We start from the raw sequence: 19,934 nt of genomic DNA, 5'->3' as shown, positions 1-19,934 counted from the left end.
TCCTCTCAGATCAGGCACTGGACACTGACGACGAACGACTTCGGCGTGCTCTGGTTGCCGGCCGCGTCGTGGGCGACCATCGTGAAGGTCACGTTGCCGAAGGCGTCGTTGGGTGGGTTGTAGGTGAACTTCCACGTGCTCCCCGACTTCGTCATCGAGCCGTTGCCCGAGTCGGCCCCGTTCCAGCTGATCGACACACCCGTCACACCCTTGTTGTCGGATGCGGAGATCGAGATCGTTGTCGCCTCGGGCGCGAGGGTGGAGCACCAGATGTTCTGCACCCCACTCGGTGTACCGAGCGTCGGAGGCGTCGTGTCCGCGGCAGGCGGTTGCGGCGGGGCGGGCGGCTGCGGCACGGGCGAAGCAGACGGCGTCGGAGGCTCCGTCGGCTGCTCGGGGGCAGGGACGACCGTGACGACCGGTTCGGGGCATCCGTCGACCTCGAGCGAGGCGAGATCCGGCTCGCCCTCGTCGAGCACGAGGTCCGACACCGGCAGCCACACCGTGTCGGCGCGGTCGAACGGGCTACGCACCGCGAGGTAGGCAGAGTCGTCGCTGCGGGCGACGGCGAGCACACGATCGCCGGGCCGGAAGGCGACGACGACGCTGCCACCCGGGCAGTCGAGGCCGCTCGTGAACTGCGCGACCGGGAACCCCGGAACCGGAGCGGAGTCGGCGGGCTGGAGCGACCCGAACACCCCGGATGCGCCGACCACCGCCCCGGCGATCGCGACGACGAGGCCAGCGCCCGCCCAGGGCAGCCAGCTCCAGCCGCTGCTCGCGGCGAACCCGGAGTCGCCGGAAGGAGTGCCGGTGTCGCCGGCCGCCACCCGCGAACGGATGAGCTCGGCGACACCGGTCGGGTCACCTGGTTCAGCGACGCGCTTGAAGCTTCCGCTCAGAACGGTGTCGATGTCAGCCATGGTGATCCTCCTTCCTCAGCCGTGCAGCGAGCGCTGTGCGCGCCCGGTGCAGCTGGGTCTTGATGGTCCCCTCGGTGACGCCGAGCCCCTCAGCGATCGTCGTCACCGATTGGTCCAGCAGGTAGTGGAGGACGCACACCTGCCGCTGGCCGTGGGGCAGCTCGCGCAGCGCGGCGACGACATCGCGGTCGAGACCGGCCATGGTATCCGTCGATTCGGTCTCGGGAACGCCGACCTTCTGAAGGGCCCGGGCCTCCGCATCCTTGCGACGGTACGAATCGCGGATGCGATTGCTCGCCACGACCGTGATCCACGCGGCGATGTTGTCGACCGGATGCCGGGGCGGTTTTGCGAGGAACCCCACGATGGCATCCTGAACCGCGTCGACCGCATCCTGCCGGTTTCCGGTGATGAGGCCGACCGCGCCGACCACGGCCGGATACTCGGTCTCGATGAACGATTCGAGGTCCAGCCTGGTCTTCTCAGCCAGTGCGGGGTTCACGTTTCTTCGACGTACTCCTCCCCGGGCAGGGTTGACGAGTTGTCGAGAGTATTACGGAAGACAGCCCACCGAGGCAAGGGCAGCGCGGATGAGCACACCGCGTCCGCCCTCCATTTCGCGCGCCAGTTCGTCGCTCGCCGCCTCGTCGGGGGCGAGCCAGGTGACTTCGAGCGCATCCTGTCTCGGCTCGCAGGTTCCGGTGACCGGCACGACGTAGGCGAGCGAGACGGCGTGCTGGCGTTCGTCGGTGAACGCGCTGATCCCCGGCATCGGGAAGTACTCGGCGACCGAGAACGGCACGGGGCTCGGCGGCAGCTGCGGGAACGCCATCGGACCGAGATCCTTCTCGAGGTGGCGGAAGAGCGCCTCGCGCAGCGTCTCGCCGTACATGACCCGACCGGAGACGAGCGTGCGGGTCATCTCACCGGTCGGCGACGCGCGCAGCAGAACACCCACCTCGACGACCTGGCCGAGCCCGTCGGTGCGCACCGGAACGGCCTCGACATAGAGCAGCGGCAGGCGCATCCGGATGCTGGTCAGCTCGTCGTCCGACAGCCAACCGGAGTTGGGGTCTGGCGTTCCGACGGAGCTCATGCTCCATTGTGGCTCATGCGGGGTCGCCGGGGGTGCAAGGATTGACGGGACGAAAGGGGGCGACCGTGGGGATCGATCCGGATGCGGTGCTCTGGTCGGCGCCGGAACGCGAGCGGGCGGGGCGACCGCTCCTCGTGCTGCTTCACGGGTACGGCTCGCACGAGGGCGACCTCTTCTCGCTCGCGCAGTCACTGCCGCTCGAGCCCGTCATCGCCTCCGTCCGGGCGCCGCTGGCACAAGGCCCCGGGTACGCCTGGTTCCCGCCCGTGGGGCCCCTCCTGGCCGGCCAGTCTCCGGCGGGACAGGTTCCGGCGGGGCAGCCGTCGGTCGAGGAGCGCTTCGCAGCGATCAATGAGTCGACGTCGGCACTCATCGACTGGCTCGACACGACCGAATCCACGGGCGTCGGTCTCCTCGGATTCTCCCAGGGCGCCGCGATGGCGCTGCAGTTGCTGCGCGAACAACCGACCAGGTTCGACTATGTCGTGGCGCTCAGCGGATTCGTCGTCCCGAACGACCATGGCGGCGACGCGCGTCTCGCCGAGCTGCGTCCGCCGGTGTTCTGGGGCCGCGGCACCGACGACACCGTCATCGCGTCATCCCTCATCGATCACACGATCGAGTGGCTGCCCGCCTACTCAACGCTCACCGAAGGCATCTACGAGGGCGTGGGCCACTGGGTGTCGCCGGACGAGATCAGCGAGCTAGGCGCCTTCATCCGCTCACAGTTGTGACCCGGCCGTGAACGAAACGAAGGAGTCCGAGCGCAAGACGGCTCCGGCGGTTCAGCAGCACCGCGAGGAGGCGCTCCCCTTTCGTTTTCGTTCAGCGCGTCCCCGGGCGCGCTGGCCCAGGGTGCACTGGCTCAGGGACGATGCCAGCGCGCGGCGAGGATGACGATCGTCGAGGTGATGGTCGCGAGGCCGAGCACGATGAGCATGGGGGCGCCCCACAGCGTCGACTGCATGAGGACCGAGCTCGCAAACCCGAATCCGGCCTGCTGCTGCGGGGAATTCACCCACTCGATGACGAGACTCATCACGCCGGCCCCGGTCAGAACGAACGCCAGGCCGAGCGCCCACAGCACGAAGAACCACGGGTTGATGCGACGCCACCGCGATACCGGCCCCACGTCCTCGAATGCCATGACTCCGGGTTCGCCGGCGGCATCCTCGGGGATAGCGAAGAGCGAGAGCCCGTCGGGGGCTGCCCCCGTGGTGGCCTCCGTGGCCTCGCGGCGGGATTCGGGCCAGTCGCGACGCGGTGGGGTGCGATCGAGGGTCGGCTCCGACCAGTCGCGACGCGGTTCCTCGCGCAGTGGGGCCGAGGGCGGCGTTTCGCGATGCACTCTCGGGTCGTAACCCGGTTGGAAGGCCGGGCTGAACCGCGGATCGAACCGCTTGCTCAGGCCTTCATTGCTCAGGCCCTCGTCGCCCCGACCTTCCTTGCCCAGGCCCTCGGGCTCGCTCATGACATCCTCCCGTCGGCACGAGTCTAGCGAGGGCCGATCATCGGGCATGCTTCGAGGGGATGCCCTGCTCGCTACAGTGTGGGAATGAAGAGGCTCGCCGCACTCGCCGTCGTGATCCTGCTGATCGCTCTCGCGGTGTACTACGTCGTGGCGAACCTTCCGGGTGCGGTCGACAGCTCGCTCGGGGACACGGATGGCACGGGCGGCCCAGGCGGCAGCAACCCGGGCGGCGGAGGCGGCACGGTCGTGGCATCCGGGGTCGAGAGGCCGGCCGAGGCGACCCTCTCCCACGTCGCCTACGTGCACGACGGGGACACCCTCTACCTGCAGCCGGATGGCACGACCTCGCGCGCCGAGGAGATCACGGTGCGCCTCATCGGGATCGACACCCCCGAGCTGCGGCCCGCCGTCGAGTGCTACGCACTCGAGGCGCGCGACCGGCTCCGTGAACTGCTCCCGCAGGGCGCTGCCGTGTGGATCGCGGAGGACGAGGGTGCGCTCGACCAGTACGGACGCAGCCTGCTCTATCTGTGGACGGAGCGCGGAGACTTCGTGAACCTCGAACTCGTGGCCGAGGGCTACGCCTGGGCGGTCGACATCGCCCCGAACGACGCGTACTGGCCCGAACTCGAGGCCGCCGAGCGTTCGGCCTCGGATGCCCGGCTCGGCCTGTGGGGAAGCTGCTGATCGCTGTCCCGGGTCCGTCGGTGCGCCCCCGTCTGCAAGGCTCACGGATGCCCGAAATGTTAGGGTAGCCTCAGCCGGGCTGGTCCGAATGCGCCGGTTCTCGCACTTGAAGGGGCCCGATGAGCCACATCACGTCAGCCATCCTCGACGAGAGGGGCTTCGTCGTCCTCGACCGCTATGAGCAGTCGAAGGACCCGAAGGAATGGCTCGACCTAGAGTACGTCGACTGGAAGTCATCCGGCGATACCCGGTTCGCCCCACTCGCCAGCGCGGCGGGCGAGATCGACGCCAACGGATTCTGGAACCACCGGCCGCCCCGCACCGACAAGGATGGCGTGTGGATCGAGTCGCAGGTCGCGAAGGCGCCGAACCTCGTTCGCCGGGCGAAGGAGCCGGGAGCGAACGTCGGCCGTTGCCGGGTGATCGAGTTGCAGCCGAGCTCCTACGCAGATGCGCTGTACAACCTGCACCAGGACGACAACAACCGGCTCAACCCGGACGGCACCGGCTGGATCGTGCGCGGCTACTACAACCTCTCGGACGACCCCGACTCGTTCATGGTGCTGCGCGAAGAGCGCTACGACCCCACCACCGAGGTCCGTATCCCCCTGCCCGCCGGAACGCAGGTGATCATCGACACACAGCGGTTCTGGCACGCCACCTGGCATCCGGGCACTGCACCGCGCTACAGCCTCATCACCTCGTGGGAGTCAGGCCCAGCCCTCGACGCCTACATCGAGAAGTACCACGGTCACACGACCCACGTGAACACCCCGCTCGAACCAGACCTGGCCGAGAAGGCTCAGGCGACCCTGCAGCGTCGCCTCGCCGAGCGCGCCGAGGCCCTCGCGGAGAAGCGCAGCGGTCGTTAGCAGTCGCCGCGCAGGGAGTGCGGTCGGTCTGGTCCCGCCGTCCCGCCGTCCCGCCGCTCCGCCGCTCCGCCGCTCCGCCGCTAGGATCGGATTCTGCCGCCCAGTGACCACCCGGCGACGAGGCTTCGCGACATCCGCGGTGTCGGTCGCGCCGACCCACGAGAGACGAGACCACGTGTCGGAGACAGGACAACGACAGCCGGCCGAGCGACCACGCAGGAAATGGGACGGCTATCGCCGGATCTCCGCCTGGGCCGGACTCGTGGAGGCGCTCGCCGTCGTCGTCATCGTCATGACGCTCGGCCACAACCTCACGGGCGGCCAGGATGAGGGCACCACCTGGGCGATCATCGTGCTGCTTGCGGCCCCGGCCGTGCTCGCCGGACTCGTCTCCGGCAGTCGCTTCTTCGCGCTCTACGCCGGCTACGCGCAGCGCCTGGATCCCACGGCGGAGCTGTCCGCGGCGGATTCGGCCGGCGGTGCAGCTGCCGCGAGCTCGGTCATCGGCGACGGACTGTGGGGCTCGCTCTTCGCCGGGCTCGCCGGCAGCATCCCTGCGACGTTCGCCCTCTCGACGCTCTTCGGGCTCCTCACGGTGATCATGATGCCGGTCTTCGTGCTGGTGATCGGGATCGCATGGTTCGCCGGCTGGACTATCGGCGCCGTCGCATCGCTGTTCTTCAGCACGGCCATCGGCATCGCGGTAGGCGCCGGACGGCGGAAGCGGATCGGCGAGCGCCTGCCCTGGATGCTCGTGGCCGGCATCCTGCCCGCCCTTCTCGTGGCGGTCGTCATCCCGGCGATCGGCACGCGCTTCGCCGATGGGCGGATCGACGTCTGGGGGGCGATTCTTGCCACGGCCGGGGTGCCCGTGGAGGGCGCCGAGTTCGTACTCGGCGGCGTCCTTCAGGTGATCGTCGTTGTGGCGATCTGGCTCACGGCTCTGCTGTTCGCCGCCATTGTGGTGGTGGGCACGCCGGCGCTCGTGCAGCGTCGCGGTCGGGGTCTCTCCGGAGAGCAGGCGGAATCGTGACCATCCGCCCGACGACGCTCGGAACCCGCGCGGTGCTGGCGAGCCTCTGCCCGCCGGTATCCGGGTGATCATCCGCAGCAGGACGGTGGAGGCGCTCGACCCCTCGCTCCTTTGCGGAGTTCAGGCTGCCCGCTCGTCCTCGCGACGACGACGTCTGCGCGCGATCACGTACCACGCGACGAGCAGCAGGAGCACGAGGGCGGCGAGCCACCAGCCCAGCCAGATGCCACCGGCCGGCGAATGAGCGGAGACGGTCTGTGCGTCGAGCACGCGGATCCCCACCTGCATGGTCACCGGCTGGCCGTGCGCGCCCACCCCGATCACGATCAGCGTGTGTACGCCCGCCGCCAGGGCGTGTGGCAAGGGCACGCTCTCCCCTGTCGCGCCCGAGGCATCCGTGTGCGACACGGCCAACTTGAGCGGATCCGACATGGCCCAGATCGTCACGACCGACCGCGGGGAGAATCCGGCCGTGGTGACCCAGAGCTGGCCGGAGCGCTGCACCTCGACCACGCCATCCGCGGCGAGCGGGAGAATCGTGTCGTCCCGCTGGGCGGCGACGGTCAGGCTCAGGCCACCCGCCGCGCCGATCTTCACCGTGGTCTTCGAGGCGCTCACTGTCGACGAGACCGCGCTTCCGTCGCTCGTCACCGCGGCATGTCCCGGCTTCGACTCGTGCAGCAGAGCTAGCACGGAACTGTCGCTTTGGACGCTCGGCGGTGCGGGCGTCGTCACCGGAGCAGTGGGCTCGGTCGGCGCTGCAGCGGGGATGAGCGCGCGTCCCGTTAGGCTCGCGCTCGCCGCGCGGTAGCCGTCCTGCGCGGCGACGAGCCGTACCTGGGCCGTCTCTCCCGCGGCCAGGCCTACGACCGTCACCCGTTTGCCGTCGCGCGTGATGGTTCCGGCCGAGGTGGACAGCGCATAGCTGAATGCTGCCGAGTAGTTCGTGATCATGAACCCGAATCCTGTGGCCGCGGCGACCGGGCTCGAGAAGGTCGGCACGACACCCATGTCGATCGCGGTGCCCGCGACATCGGTGGTCGCGTCGAGCGCGCCCGTGGCGGACGCCGTGACGTGGGCCGTCGTCGTGGCACCGGCGGCCAACCCGGTCACCGTGACGGTCGAGCCGGAGAGCGTCGCCGTGCCCGCGTCGGACGTCACCGCGTAGGCGGTGCCGGGCTCCAGCCTGATCGTGAACGTGAAGCCGTCGATCGTGCGCGTGACCGTCGAGACGGCCGGCGCGACCCCGGTGAACAGGGCGGCTCCGGTCTGGGTCGCGGTGGCCACATCGACGCCCGGGTCGGTCGCCGTGACCGTGACATCGGCCGACGCCCCGTCGCTCAGGCCGGTCACCGTGATGGTCGAACCGCTGAGGGTCGCGACGGCTCCCCCGGTCACGCCGAGCGTGTAGCTCAGCGTCGGTTCGTAGTTGGCGATATCCACTTCGAAGCCGGAACCCGTGGACACGAGGTCAGTGAAGGTCGGTGCGGTCCCGACGGCCATGGCGGCGCCGGAGTTGATGGCGGATGCGGTCGTCGATCCGCTCTTCGCGACCGATACGGTCACCGTCGAGCCGGCGTCGAGAGCCAACCCGCTCACCGTCACAGCGGCTCCGCTGCGAGTCACCGTTGCCCCGCCGTCGGCAGCGAGGGTGTATGTCGCCGCGGCATCGTAGTTGGTGATGGTGAAGCCGAAGCCCGTCGTCGTCGCGATGTTGCCGGAGAAGGTCGGGGCGATTCCCGTCAGCAGGGCGGCACCGACGAGGGACGTTTCCGTCGTGGTCGTCGCCGCCTTCATCGCGGTGATCGTCACCTGCGATGAGCCGCCGTCGCTGAGCCCCGTTACGGTGATGGAGGAGCCGCTGAGTACGACGGTCGCGCCATTCGTCGCGGTCGCAGAGTACGTGGTCGACGCGTCGTAATTGCTGATGACCGACGTGAAGCCGGTGGCCGTCGGCGACGCGGCAGCGAGCACAGGAACCGTGCCGGCGGCGAGTGGCGTGACGGCGTCGGATGCCGCGCTCACCGGCCCCGTGCCGTCGGAATTCGCCGTGAAGACCTCGAAGGTGTAGCTCGAGCCGTTGGTGAGACCGGTGACCTGAACGGAGCTCGTCGTGGACGTGGCGCACTGCGTGTACGCACCGCCCTCCACCGAGCACCACACCGTGTAGCCGGTGATCGCGCTGGCGCCGGTGCTCATCGGAGCGGTCCACGAAACGGTGGCCGTCGCGTCGCCCGCGACTGCGGTGACATCGGTAGCGGCGCCGGGCTGCAGGGACGGTGTTGCGGGCACGCGAGGTGCCGACCGCACGCTGTACATGGCCGAGGTGTTCTGGGTCTGCAGGGAGACGTAGTAGGTCCTCCCATTGATCAGCCCGGTGATCACACAGCTCAGCCCAGCGGTCGTACAGCGGCCTGCCGTCGAGCCACTGCTCAACTCGGTGAATGCGGTGGCGGTGTAGTTGAGCAGTGTTCCACCGTTGAGGTCCGCGGCGGCCCAACTGACCGTGATCTGTCCGTTCCCGCCGTTCGCGATGATCGTGGCGGTGTCGGGGGCCGAGGGGTAGGTGAACGGCGTGCCCTCCCGGGTGTTCGAGGCGGCGCCGACGCCGGCCGAGCTCACGGCCCGCAGCGCAACGGTGTAGGTGGTGCCGTTGGTCAGGCCGGTGATGAGGATCGGGCTGCTCGTGCTGCTCGCGGTCTCCCAGGTGACGCCGCCATCGACCGAGTACTGGTAGCCGGTGATGGGACGGTCACCGGCGCTCCCGGCGCTGAACGCGGCGCTGATGGTGCCATCGCCGACCGTGAGTGAGTTGAGGGTCGGGGCCGATGGGCGCGCCAGCGGAGTCACCGGCACGCGCGGAGTGGAGGCTGCACCGGTGCCCGCGGTGTTGATCGCCGCGACCTCGACATAGTATGTCGTCCCGTTGGTCAGACCGTTGAGCGAGCAGAAGGTCGCGCCGCTCGTCGAGCAGGTGGAGACCGCCGTGGTGCTCGCGCTACTCGCGTACGCCGAGACGGAATAACCGGTCACAGGAGCCCCACCGGTGAATGCCGGCGCCACCCAGGTGACGTCAGCGGATGCGGAGTTCGAGACCGCGGTGACTGAGCTCGGCGCGTCGGGAACGGTGTGCGGCGTCGCCGACGCGGGTGACGACGCGACGCCTGCCCCAATGGCGTTGTCGGCCCGCAATTGGATGGCATACGCGGTGCCGTTGGTCAGTCCTCCGATCGTGAAGGGGCTTGAGAGCGTACCGGTCGGCGTCCAGCTGGATCCGTCGTCGAGGCGGTACTCGAGTTGCGTGACGGGCGAGCCGCCGTCGGCCCCGAGCACGAAGACGACGCTCACGCTCGCGTTGCCCGCGGTCACCGCGATCGACGGGGCCGCGGGGGCCGAGGCCGGCGCGACGATCGTCGTCGCCGAGGCCGGGCCGGTGCCGACCGCTGTCACCGCACGCACCTGCAGCGCGTACCCGGTTCCGTTAGCAAGGCGTGTCATTCCGTCGGAAGAGATCACGGTGAGTGTCAGCGGGCTGACCGTTCCAGCGGCCGTGGTCCAGCTCGCACCACCATCGGTCGAGTACTCCCACGCGGTGACCGGCGAACCACCGTTGTCGGCGAGGGCGACGGATGTCGTGAGTGTCTGGTCGCTGCGGACGACCCCGTTGATCGACGCCTGGCCGGGCAGCCCCACCGGTGTCGCCGTGACAGCAGCGGAGTCGTCGCCCGCCCCGACCGAGTTGATGGCCCGCACCTGCACCGGGTACGCGGTGCCGTTGCTCAGGCCGCTGATCACGAACGAGGTGCCGAGAGTCTCCGTGGACACCCAGTTGTTACCGCCGTCGATGCTGTACTCGTAGGCGGTGATCGTCGCACCGCCATTGGATCCGGCGGTGAAGCTGACGCCGAGCGACCGGTTCGATGGCGTGACCGCGGTGATCGTCGGCTCGCTCGGGTAGGTCGTGGCGATACCGCTCGCCACGGCCGAGGCGGTGCCTGCACCGACCGCGTTCACGGCACGGAGCTCGACGTAGTAGGTGACACCGTTCGTCAGCGGGGTGGTCCCGTCGTTCGACTTGGTAGTGATGACGACCGGACTGGAAACGCTGTCGCCGTCAGTGCGGGTGCGCCAGGTGGCCCCCGCATCCGTCGAGTACTCGTAGGTGGTGATCGCCGAGCCGCCGTCATACGACGGGGCGGTGAAGGCGGCCGACAGGGTCGCGTCGCTGCCGGCGACCGTGTTGCCGACGATCGACGGGGGCCCGGGGACCGTGGCCGGAGTGACGGCGACCGCGACGGATGCGGCACCGGTGCCCACCGAGTTGATGGCGCGAATGCTCACGGCGTACACGGTGCCGTTCGTGAGTCCGCTGATGAGCACGGGACTCGACGAGCCGGGCACGGTCGTCCAGGCGCCACCCGCGGTGGTCTGGTACTCGTAGCCCTCAATCGGGGAGCCACCGGTGGTTCCCGGGCTGAAGCTCACGCGAGCTGTGCTGTCGCCGGCGATGGCCGCGGTGATCGTCGGAGCTCCCGGCAGCGCCGGGGTGGTGGCCGACGCGGGCACCGATGCAGCTCCGGTGCCGACCGAGTTGACGGCGCGTAGCGCCACCGAGTAGGTGGTGCCTGCGGCGAGGCCCGTCACGGAGATCGGGCTGGAGGTACCGCTCGCGGTCGTCCAGCTTCCACCGTTGAGTTGGTACTGGTACGAGGTGATCTCACCACCACCACTGAATCCGGGCGTGAAGGCGACCGAGAGGGTACCGTCCCCGACTCCCAGGGAACTGATGGTCGGTGCGCCGGGCACAGCCAACGGGGTGCCGGATGCCGGGGTGGAGACCGCCCCTGCACCGACAGAGCTCTCGGCGCGGACCTCGACCGTGTAGGAGGTTCCGTTGATCAGGCCCGGGATGACGAGCGTGGTCGAGGTGGAGGCCACGGCGATCCACGAACCGCCATCGACCCGATAGTCGTAACCGGTCACCGGAGCGCCCGAGCTCGGCGCTGTGAGCGTGAGGCGCAGTGCTCCGTCCTGGGCGGTGACGAGCGAGATCGTGGGTGCCGTCGGCGGACCGAGAGGCGTGACCGGCGAGGACGATGCCGAGTAGGCCCCCGCCCCGACCGAGTTCACCGCAGCGACCTGGAAGATATACGTCGTTCCGTTGCTGAGACCGGTGACGGTTCCCGAGGTCTCCGTCGTGTTCTGGGCGATCCCGCTACTCCAGGTGCTGCCGCCGTCGCTGCTGTACCGCACGAGATAGTCGCTCACGACGGACTGGCCGCTGTCGGTCGGTGCGGTCCAGATCAGGTGGACGGAGCCATCTGCGGCCGTGCCGCTGACAGCGCTCGGCGCGGCAGGGGCCCCGGTCGTGTACGAGATCACCACGGACCCGGCCAGGCCGTTGCTGGAGTAGTACTGGTACGACGCGGTCAGGCCGGCGAGCGAAGCGGTCGAGTTCTGCCCGACCGAGCCGCCGAAACCGTACCACTCGTTGGACGTGCCCGCACCGAACTCGATCTGCCCCTGGGCTCCACCTTGAGCGCCGCCGCCGCCACCACCGGAACCGCCACCATCGTTGTTGGAGCAGCTGGTCTGGATGCACGCGTCGTTCGCGTTGATGCCCGCCTGGCCGTTGGTCGTGGTGCTGTCGCTGCGGCCCATGTAGGTGGCCGTCGCGGTACGTCCCTGCGTGGACGCGAACTGACCGCTGCCGCCGTTGCCACCACCACCACCGGCGACCACGGATGCGCCGGAGAGCTGAACCACAGACGCCGCACCACCCGCGCCGCCCACTCCAGACGACCCGTTCGCGCCGGCCCGACCGCCGACGCCTCCGGCATAGCTGCCGAGGGGGTTGCTGCCGCCGATGGGGGGAGCGGTATTCGCGTTGACCCTGCTGCTGCCCGTTGCGCCACCGCTGCCGACACCGATCGTGAGCACCTGGTTCGGGGCCACCGCGATGGTGCCGGAAACCACACCGCGGTAGCCGCCTGGTGCAGGCGCCGGAGTGGCATCCGCGCCGCCGTTGCCACCCGCTCCGCCGGTGACCGTGATCGTCAGGGCCGAGATTCCTGCAGGCACGGTGAAGGTGGCGACGCTGCCTGTGTAGGAGAACGTCTGGGTGACGGTCGACGGGCCGGCGATGGCTGCGTGCGGCGTCGCGACGAGCAGAGCGCCGACAGCGACGGCCGATGTCGCCAAGGCGATGAGACGCGCACGGCGCGAAGACAGGTCGAGCTGCATGGGTTCCCCTCGGGAGCCGACGACCTTGCGGCCGGCGAAGGAATGGCGCCTGGGTACTGGCGCCTTCTGGAGCCTATTACGCGAGAGAACTTCGCCCCGACACCCAATGCGGGGGGTACCCTGCCCGGGCTGGGATGAGCCTGTCCGCCACATGATTGAGGACGAACCACGGCTCCAACCGGGCGGCAACTATACCTGAACCTCTGCCGACGCCCACCGGGTGAGACGACACGGCAGCGATCAACGGGAAAGTCTTCTGATCAGGACTTTTGTTGCGGAGACGGAGGGATTTGAACCCTCGGTTCCCTTACGGGAACTCCACCTTAGCAGGGTGGTGCACTAGGCCGGACTATGCGACGTCTCCAGTTGCTCGCACCATCATAGCCGCCGCGGGCCACGGCTCCGATTCGAGAGCCGACGTCGGCAGGCCGGTGCGGTGCCCCATCGCGCGATCATGCCGGAGCGTACGCCCAGCACTCGACTTCGACCTCGGCGCCGAGGGCAAGAGCATTGGCGCCGAACGCGCTCCGCGCAGGCAGACGCCCCGCGTCGAAGTATTCGAGGTAGATCGTGTTGAACTCACCCCACCTGGCCATATCGGCGATCATGATCGTCGCCTTGACGACATCCGCCATGCTGGAGCCCGCCAACGTGAGCGATGCGGCGATGTTGTCCATCGTTTGCCGGGCCTGGGCTTGAAATCCCTCGGCGAGCACGCCGTCGCTGCGAACCCCGATCTGACCCGATAGATAAAGCATGTCGCCAACGCGGACGGCTGTGGAGAAGGGCAGGTCGTGTGGCGCTGCGATGAACTCGATCTGGGGTCTGCTCATGACACTCCTCGTGATCCGACTCGGCGTTCTCGGGCCAGAAAGTCGGCGACCAGCCTGTTCCAGGAATCCGGATCTTCGAAGTAGGGGGAGTGCCCGAGGCCGGGCATCTCGACGAGCCTCGCGTTGGCCAACCACGAAGAGGCCTGCCGTAGAAGCGCTGTCGTCATGAGCCCGTCGCGTTCGCCCGCGATCATCAGGACAGGAATGTCCAGCCGCCGAAGCTGCTCGTCGTCGAAGGTGGTCTCGGCGAGCATGCGCATGAGTTCGGAATCCGCGGGCCGGTCACCGAACGTGCCGAGCGCCTGGTAGAGGTATGCCCGTGCGGGGTCCCTGAGACGCAGGCTCTCATCGATCGCAGGATGCCCGCCCAGCGGGAGCGCACCACCTGCGACCGGTGCAGGCTGCTCGCGCACGGGTTCACGCTCAACCGGGATTCCCGCGGTCGTGCAGGCGAGCACGAGCGACGCGATCCGCTCAGGTATGGCGAGTGCCGCGCCCAAAGCCACCCAGCCGCCCATGGACTGGCCGACGACATCGGCACTGGACACCTCGAGGTGGTCCAGGAGAGCGCCCAGGTCGGAGACTGCGGTGAGCGGTCCGTGCTTACGGTTGACGTTCGAGGATCTGCCGAACCCCCGCTGATCCCACGTGATCACCCGATTGCCCCGCGCAAAGTACGGTACCTGCTGATACCAGACCGTTGCGTTGCCGCCGAGGCCGTGGCACAACACGAGGTCCGGTCCTGTTCCGGCTGTTTCGAACCAAATTCGTTCCCCATCGTCGACCTCGACGAAGCCCTCGGTTCTCGAGGCGCCCACCAGGGTCATCGGAGCGCGCTCGTCGAATCGCGCACCACCAGTTCGGGTTGGAAAACGATTCGCTCCGGTTCGAATCCCGCGCCGCCCGCTACCTGGCGGAGCAGGAGCTCGACCGCGGTGCGTCCGATCTCGGCGCTCGGCTGGCGGACGGAGGAAAGGGAGACCATCGCCGTCGATGCGAAGTCGATGTCGTCGTAACCGATGAGGGCGATGTCATTGGGCACGGAGACCCGCCCGGACAGGTTGAAGGCCTGCAGAACACCGAGCGCGAGGAGATCGTTCGCTGCGAAGATCGCATCCGGTCGGGCGGAGGCCTTCCGTTGACTGATCCTTTCGCCGGCCTGACGCCCCTGGAGCACCGTGAGCGACTCGGTATCGATCACCTCCAACGTTGCCCCCGGGTGCTGGGCGATGGCATTGCGCGCTCCCGTGAATCGATCGCTGACCTGACGGATGCTGTGCGGGCCACCGACGAACGCGATGCGGCGGTGCCCGTTCTCGATCAGATGGTTCACGGCGAGATATCCGCCCGCGACGTTGTCGACCGTCACCGATGAGAACCGGTCGCCCTCGGTCTGCCAGTCCACGAGCACGGTCGACAGGCCCCGTTTCTTGAGGTCCCGAAGTCGGTTCATGGCCCCCCCGAGCGGTGACACGAGCAACCCGAAGACCCGCTGCTCTGCGAAGAGGTCGATGTAGACCCGCTCCCGCGCCGGGTCTTCTTCCGTGTCGCCGAGCAGGACCGTGAGGCCCTCCTCGGTGGCGCGGCGCTCGGCACCCCTGGCCAGGTCGGAGAAGAACGGGTTGCCGATGTCGAGGACGACCAGGCCGATGCAGCGGCTCTGGCCCGCCCTCAGTTGACGTGCAGCGTCGTTGCGAACGTATCCGAGGGAGTCGATCGCGGACTGGACGCGTTCGGAGACGCTCGCCGACACGCTTCCAGGACGATTGAGGACGTTGGAGACCGAGCCCACCGAGACTCCGGCGAGCGCTGCCACATCACGCAGACTGACAGAGCTCACGAACCCACCTTCCGATCCGAAATCCGGACAGTTCCCAGCGACTCTCCGTCCGTGTCGTGGAGTCGTGAGGACTCATTGACGACGGCTACACGTGTCAATAAGCTTACCTATGAAACGATTCAAATCTACTATCCGCTACCATGTGGTTCGTCCGCTGATTCCGTGAGTACCGATGAAACTCGATGATGCCCGCTGGCAGGGTGAATGGATCTGGTCCGCCGGGGCGGACCATCCGAAACCCACGTCGCGATTCGGCGGATTGCCCGCAACCGACATCGGCGATACCAAGGTTCTGTTCCGACGCGAGTTCTCCCTGAACGACCTTGCGCAGACGGCTCGTGTTCGGGTCGCCTCCAATTCGCGACACATCCTCTACGTCAATGGACACGAAGTGCTTCGGGGGCCTATTCGTTCGTCGGCGCGAGAGCTGTTCCATGACCTCGTCGACATCAGCGAGTACCTCGTGATCGGCGTGAACTGCATCGCCGTGCTCGTGCGTTACTACGGGTTCCCCACGAGCTGGTGGGAACCGACGCCGATGACGGGGCCGGGAGCTGCCGGCGGCCTCGTGCTCGAGGCACAGTTCGATACGGGACATTCCGAAACCGTGACACTGCTCACTGGTCCGTCCTGGCGTGCTCAGATCGCCAAGGCCTGGACACCACACCGGCCGACCGACGAGATCTCTGCCCAGATCCCCGAGGTCATCGACGCAGCCCGGTTCGACCCGGCATGGACAATGCCAGGATTCGACGACTCGAGCTGGGAACCGGCGGTGCCGGATGCGACCGTCCAGTTCGGTCGACCCCCGTCTACGCGGCCGCCGTCCGAGCCCTTCGGCACTCCTCTCGGTAATCCGCTTCCGCGGCCCGAACCCAGACGGCGCGAGCCGTGCGCCGTCTGGCACGTTCCCCTCGCCGGCAGCGCGGCCGACTCCCCAACGGTCCTCCGCGAGATGCTGGTCCAGTTGGCAGGTACCGAGCTGCCTGACGCCGACCAGAAGACGCCGCTCCCCGCAGAGATCCCATCACACACCGGCTGGGTGCTGGATCTCGGCGGCATCGTGTCGGGCATCCTCTCCTTCCGATTGACCGCGGATCCCGGCGTGCGACTGGCCGTCAGCCTGGTCGAGGTTCTCGAGTCGTTCGCCCTGGACTCCGCCAATTACATCGAATACACCGCGCGCGGCGACGCCGACGGCTACGACAGTCTCGAATTCATGGGTGGTCGATATGCCATCGTGACGACGATCGGAGCAGGAACGCTTCGCCTGGACGAGTTCGCCGTCGTGGAACATCTGCGACCTCGGCCCACCGGGCCGAGCTTCTCCTGCGACGACGAAGCCTTGAATCGGTTGCACGCCGTTGCACTGCGAACCGTTGACCTCTGCTCTCGCGACGCCTATCTGGACTGTCCGACGAGGGAACAGCGGGCATGGGTCGCCGATTCGGTCATTCACCAGTCGGTCGATCTCACGAACAACACCAACTGGTCGCTCGCCATCCGAAATGTACAGCTCCTGGGGCGCGCACGGGGTGACGGCCTCCTGCCGATGGTGGCGGCGGCAGACTTCTCGGACCCCGGCTTGGTCACCATCCCGGATGCATCCCTGCACTGGACCCGTACGGTGCATAACCTCTATCGCTACACCGGCGACGAGGCTCTGATAGCCGGCCTTATGCCGACCTTCGAGTCCGTTCTGCGCTGGTTCCTCCCATTCCAGGGCGATGATGGCCTGCTGCGGGATGTCACCGGCTGGGTTCTCATCGAGTGGGCTCCCACCGAGGTGGAGGGTGCGGTCGCCGCACTCAACGGGCTGTGGGGGAGGGCACTGCTGGACTTCGCCGAGATCGCCGAGTGGCTGGGAGATCAGAGCCGGGCTCGGTGGGCGCGTACGGTTCACACTCGACTGCGCGAGGGGTTCGAGCGTTTTTGGGATGCCGAACGCGGGATCTACACCGACTCACTCCAGAACGGCGCGAGGAGTCGCCGCCTCAGCGAACATGCGAACGCAGCGGCGGTTGTCGGGGGGCTCGTTCCCGACTCTCGCAGAGCACGACTTGCCGAGGTCCTGCTCGATCGGGCCCGGGTCGTGGATCCGACCATGCTCATCGCGGATTACACACCATCGATGTTCTTCCGCCAGACTCTTGAGCTGCGTTACAAGCCCAACTGGGATGTCGAGCACGACCTGGTCGCCGCCCAGCCGTTCTTTCGCTACGTGGTGCATGATGCCCTCGCCCTGCTGGGCAGGGCCGATGCGTTGCCTGCGCTGCTTCACGACTGGGACCGCATGTTGGCGATCGGCCCGAGCGCCCTGCGCGAGGTCTGGCGCGGCCAGTCGTATGCCCATGCGTGGTCTGCCACGCCGGCGCGTGACCTCGTCCGGTATGTCGCGGGCATCTCACCCGCGGAACCGGGATTCGCGACGGTGAGAATCGAACCACGGCTTGGCCCCTTGCGAAAACTCGAGGTCACAGCCCCAACCCCGCACGGACCGGTTCACGTCGAGGTAGAGGATGGACTCCTCACCATGGAGTCACCGCGCCCGGTGTATCTGGTCGGCTTGGGTGGGGCTGTCGACGAACATCCGGCCGGCCGAACGAGCGTCGCGTGGCCGAACGGGGATGCGCCCGAAGGAGGAACTCCGCGATGATGGCCCGCCTGCAGGGGCCGCGTGTCACGGACGCGCTCGAGCCAGCCCCTCGCGCAATGGCCAGCTTCATTCGCGCTCGCCCCAATCGATTGTGGCGGCGACGGGTTCGAGCCGTGCCAGAATGATGTCCGTCATGGCGGCCACGATGGCCTCCGGGCCTCGTGGGACCCTGCCTACGAGTTCCTCGAGAGGCAGCCTCCCAGCGCGCATCAGCTCGAGGGTCGCGGTAAGGCGTTCGCGCGTCCATCCGGAGACGAAGTGGGCGGTGAGTTCCTTCTTCTGCATCGCTTCCATGTCCCCCCACGTCGTCACGCCGCCGGGCGTGTGCCCGCTGAACACGATCTGGCCCGTGCGCTCGGGCAGCGCGGGGAAGTAGGTGCCGAAGGAGTCGGACGTCTGGATTGTGTCGATCGCCACCCTGGGCGCGAATTCGACAACGCGGTCGAGCGGTTCGGTGCGGCTGTTGAGGGAGCTAAGTCCGAGACGGGCGAGCTGTGCGAGTCGTGAATCGTGCCGTCCGACTACGAGCACCCGGAATCCGCGAGCGAGCGCGCACAGGGCAGCGGACGAACCGATGATCCCGTCGCCGATGACGACGACTCCCGATCCGGCCGGTGCGTCGATCCGAGACGCAGCGTTGTACCCCACTTGCGCCGACACGAACAGCGACGCGGCTCGGGCGTCGATGCCCTCGGCGGAATACACGGTGCCGACGCTGGATGCGGCGCGCGCGATGTGAGCCCCCCAGAGTGGATGCACGCCCTCGAGCCCCACGCTCATCGTCGCCGCGACGAGTTGGCCGGGCTCGAACTCGGTCACATCCGCGCCGACCTCTTCGATGACCCCGACGCGCTGGTAGCCGGGGCACAGCGGATACTCGGCGTTGACCCACGTGAACCGGCCCCGCAGCATCCACTTGTCAGTGCCCGTGCTGATGCCCGAATACAGGGTGCGGATCATGACCTCGGCTCGGCCGAGCGGGGCGAGAGCAACCTCGCCGATGGTGATGTCATCGGCTCGCGCGGAGATCACAGCGGTTGACCTGCTCGACATTCAATTGCTCCTCTTCGCCAAGGTGGTGTCCGTCACAGTGGCACCGAGCACGAGCTCTGCGAATCGGAGCCCGATATGCCGTTGGGCGGCGGAGTCCGGGTGCAGACCGTCCCGCATCGGCATTGACTCGCTCTCTGCCTCACCGTAGAGCTCGCGCCCGTCCAGGTAGTGCAGGTTCGAGTCGGTCCGGGATCGCCACTCGACGATCTGTTGGAGAAGTTCGCGGGTCAGGGAGAGGCTCAGGCGACCGCGCTGAAGATCGTGTGGCTGACTCTCGGTTTCCGCGCGACGCGCACCAGGCAGCCCGACCATCATCGTGGGTCCCGGCCGATCTTCGACGACAGGACACAGTATGGCCGAGACCACCCAGATCGGCGTAGTCGTGTGGCGCTCGCGAATGGTGTCGAGAAACGCCGTCACCGCCGACAGAAACGTTCGCACCCGAAATCCGTCATGGTTGATGACGTTGATCCCGATCTCGAGAGAGATGAGGTCGGCTTCCCTGTCGCGGATCGTTGTGGCTACCAGCGAGTCGAGCAGGGCGTTGCCGCTGAAGCCCATGCTCAGAAGATTCCTCCCGGCCGCCGTCGCGGCTACGGCCGCCCAGATCCCCGTGGGCGCCGACGCATTGACCCCGTGACTGATGGAGCTTCCGTAGTTCAACCAGATCGGCCGCGCATCACGCACGGCCGCGAGCGGGGCATTCGCGTCAACCGATGCCACCGCGACCTCCACATCGTGAGGAAGCCAGATCTCCACGGTCTTGTCGCGTCCAGGCAACCCCTCGAAGTCGACGGTCACCGGGACGCCCGGGCTCACCGTCGAACTGTTGGTGAGAACCTCCATCGTCCGAATACCACCGGAGGGGACGACGAGGTGAGAGCACGGTCGACCATCGACGAGAAGGTCGAATCGCCCAAAGGACTCGACGGGTTCGTCGGGAAAGAACACGGCTGCCGTCGTCGTGACCACCAGCCTGATGGTGGTGGCGCGCGTCGCCATGACGAGTCTCACTCCACTGGGCTGGGCCTCCACGACCCGGAAGAACTCCATGGGGATCTTGGCGATGGCGGACTCCGGGAGTCGGTGGAACACCAGTCCGGAATCGGTCTGCTCGACATGGTCGGCACCCTCGACGGCGAACTCGCCCTGCGTCGTCTTCAGGATCGGCCAGTGCGCGACATCCATCGGAGGCGCAGGCTCGGTGTCGTGGAGGGATGTCGCCAT

General features: G+C 67.8%; 15 protein-coding genes and 1 tRNA gene. 5 read left to right on the top strand and 11 right to left on the bottom strand.

All coding sequences use genetic code 11. From position 1 onward, the window contains the following. Window positions 1-5: 5 nt before the first annotated feature. From ABD678_RS02515 to ABD678_RS02505, 3 genes are read right to left on the bottom strand one after another with little or no spacing between them, the layout of a single operon-like run. Window positions 6-923: an Ig-like domain-containing protein gene (locus ABD678_RS02515; protein ID WP_344753339.1), complete on the bottom strand. Its 918-nt coding sequence runs from the start codon at window positions 921-923 to the stop codon at window positions 6-8. Next, window positions 916-1,425, bottom strand: a complete 510-nt coding sequence (locus ABD678_RS02510; protein ID WP_344753337.1) for an RNA polymerase sigma factor — start codon at window positions 1,423-1,425, stop codon at window positions 916-918. Before ABD678_RS02510 ends, ABD678_RS02515 begins: the two co-directional genes overlap by 8 nt. Window positions 1,426-1,476: 51 nt before the next feature. Next, the gene (locus ABD678_RS02505) at window positions 1,477-2,019 is read right to left on the bottom strand and encodes an NUDIX hydrolase family protein (protein WP_344753335.1); all 543 of its coding nucleotides are present in this window, start codon (window positions 2,017-2,019) and stop codon (window positions 1,477-1,479) included. Window positions 2,020-2,084: 65 nt separating this feature from the next. Between ABD678_RS02505 and ABD678_RS02500 the strand changes: the two genes are divergently transcribed. Next, entirely contained in the window at window positions 2,085-2,753 is a 669-nt protein-coding gene (locus tag ABD678_RS02500; protein WP_344753333.1) for an alpha/beta hydrolase, read from the top strand. Window positions 2,754-2,884: 131 nt separating this feature from the next. Here ABD678_RS02500 and ABD678_RS02495 read toward each other — a convergent pair whose 3' ends face one another. Further along, window positions 2,885-3,490, bottom strand: a complete 606-nt coding sequence (locus ABD678_RS02495; RefSeq protein WP_344753331.1) for a hypothetical protein — start codon at window positions 3,488-3,490, stop codon at window positions 2,885-2,887. 84 nt (window positions 3,491-3,574) lie between these two features. Between ABD678_RS02495 and ABD678_RS02490 the strand changes: the two genes are divergently transcribed. The 3 genes from ABD678_RS02490 to ABD678_RS02480 all read left to right on the top strand — a co-directional run bounded on the left by ABD678_RS02490 (window position 3,575) and on the right by ABD678_RS02480 (window position 6,082). After that, window positions 3,575-4,177, top strand: a complete 603-nt coding sequence (locus ABD678_RS02490) for a thermonuclease family protein (protein ID WP_344753329.1) — start codon at window positions 3,575-3,577, stop codon at window positions 4,175-4,177. A 119-nt stretch (window positions 4,178-4,296) separates the two neighbouring features. Next, the gene (locus ABD678_RS02485) at window positions 4,297-5,049 is read left to right on the top strand and encodes a hypothetical protein (protein ID WP_344753327.1); all 753 of its coding nucleotides are present in this window, start codon (window positions 4,297-4,299) and stop codon (window positions 5,047-5,049) included. Window positions 5,050-5,224: 175 nt separating this feature from the next. Next, window positions 5,225-6,082, top strand: coding sequence for a hypothetical protein (locus ABD678_RS02480; RefSeq protein WP_344753325.1), 858 nt, complete (start codon window positions 5,225-5,227; stop codon window positions 6,080-6,082). Window positions 6,083-6,202: 120 nt separating this feature from the next. On the opposite strand, the gene ABD678_RS02475 is transcribed toward ABD678_RS02480, so the two are convergent. The 5 genes from ABD678_RS02475 to ABD678_RS02455 form a co-directional block, all read right to left on the bottom strand. Then, entirely contained in the window at window positions 6,203-12,325 is a 6,123-nt protein-coding gene (locus tag ABD678_RS02475) for a beta strand repeat-containing protein (RefSeq protein ID WP_344753323.1), read from the bottom strand. Between the two features lie 275 nt (window positions 12,326-12,600). Further along, window positions 12,601-12,689 (bottom strand) — tRNA-Ser (locus ABD678_RS02470). An 88-nt stretch (window positions 12,690-12,777) separates the two neighbouring features. Continuing rightward, on the bottom strand, window positions 12,778-13,158 hold the full coding sequence (locus tag ABD678_RS02465) for a RidA family protein (protein ID WP_344753321.1): 381 nt from the start codon (window positions 13,156-13,158) through the stop codon (window positions 12,778-12,780). Next, the gene (locus ABD678_RS02460; RefSeq protein ID WP_344753319.1) at window positions 13,155-13,985 is read right to left on the bottom strand and encodes an alpha/beta fold hydrolase; all 831 of its coding nucleotides are present in this window, start codon (window positions 13,983-13,985) and stop codon (window positions 13,155-13,157) included. Before ABD678_RS02460 ends, ABD678_RS02465 begins: the two co-directional genes overlap by 4 nt. Next, window positions 13,982-14,998 (bottom strand): LacI family DNA-binding transcriptional regulator, encoded by a 1,017-nt coding sequence (locus tag ABD678_RS02455; RefSeq protein WP_344753317.1) that lies wholly within the window; start codon window positions 14,996-14,998, stop codon window positions 13,982-13,984. The genes ABD678_RS02460 and ABD678_RS02455 overlap by 4 nt, the downstream gene beginning before the upstream one ends. A gap of 172 nt (window positions 14,999-15,170) precedes the next feature. On the opposite strand from ABD678_RS02455, the gene ABD678_RS02450 reads away from it, so the two are divergent. Then, a complete protein-coding gene (locus ABD678_RS02450) occupies window positions 15,171-17,654 on the top strand; it encodes an alpha-L-rhamnosidase-related protein (RefSeq protein ID WP_344753315.1) in 2,484 nt (827 codons plus the stop codon). A 66-nt stretch (window positions 17,655-17,720) separates the two neighbouring features. Here the strand turns inward: ABD678_RS02450 and ABD678_RS02445 are convergent, their stop codons facing one another. Together ABD678_RS02445 and ABD678_RS02440 are read right to left on the bottom strand one after the other, a co-directional pair. Next, window positions 17,721-18,707: a medium chain dehydrogenase/reductase family protein gene (locus ABD678_RS02445; protein ID WP_344753313.1), complete on the bottom strand. Its 987-nt coding sequence runs from the start codon at window positions 18,705-18,707 to the stop codon at window positions 17,721-17,723. Beyond that, window positions 18,708-19,934, bottom strand: a complete 1,227-nt coding sequence (locus ABD678_RS02440) for an SGNH/GDSL hydrolase family protein (protein ID WP_344753311.1) — start codon at window positions 19,932-19,934, stop codon at window positions 18,708-18,710.

Origin of the sequence: Leifsonella bigeumensis (assembly GCF_039537265.1) — a bacterium.
In the GTDB taxonomy this organism is placed as follows: Bacteria; Actinomycetota; Actinomycetes; order Actinomycetales; family Microbacteriaceae; genus Terrimesophilobacter; species Terrimesophilobacter bigeumensis.
This window is presented reverse-complemented; position numbering and strand designations above follow the sequence as displayed.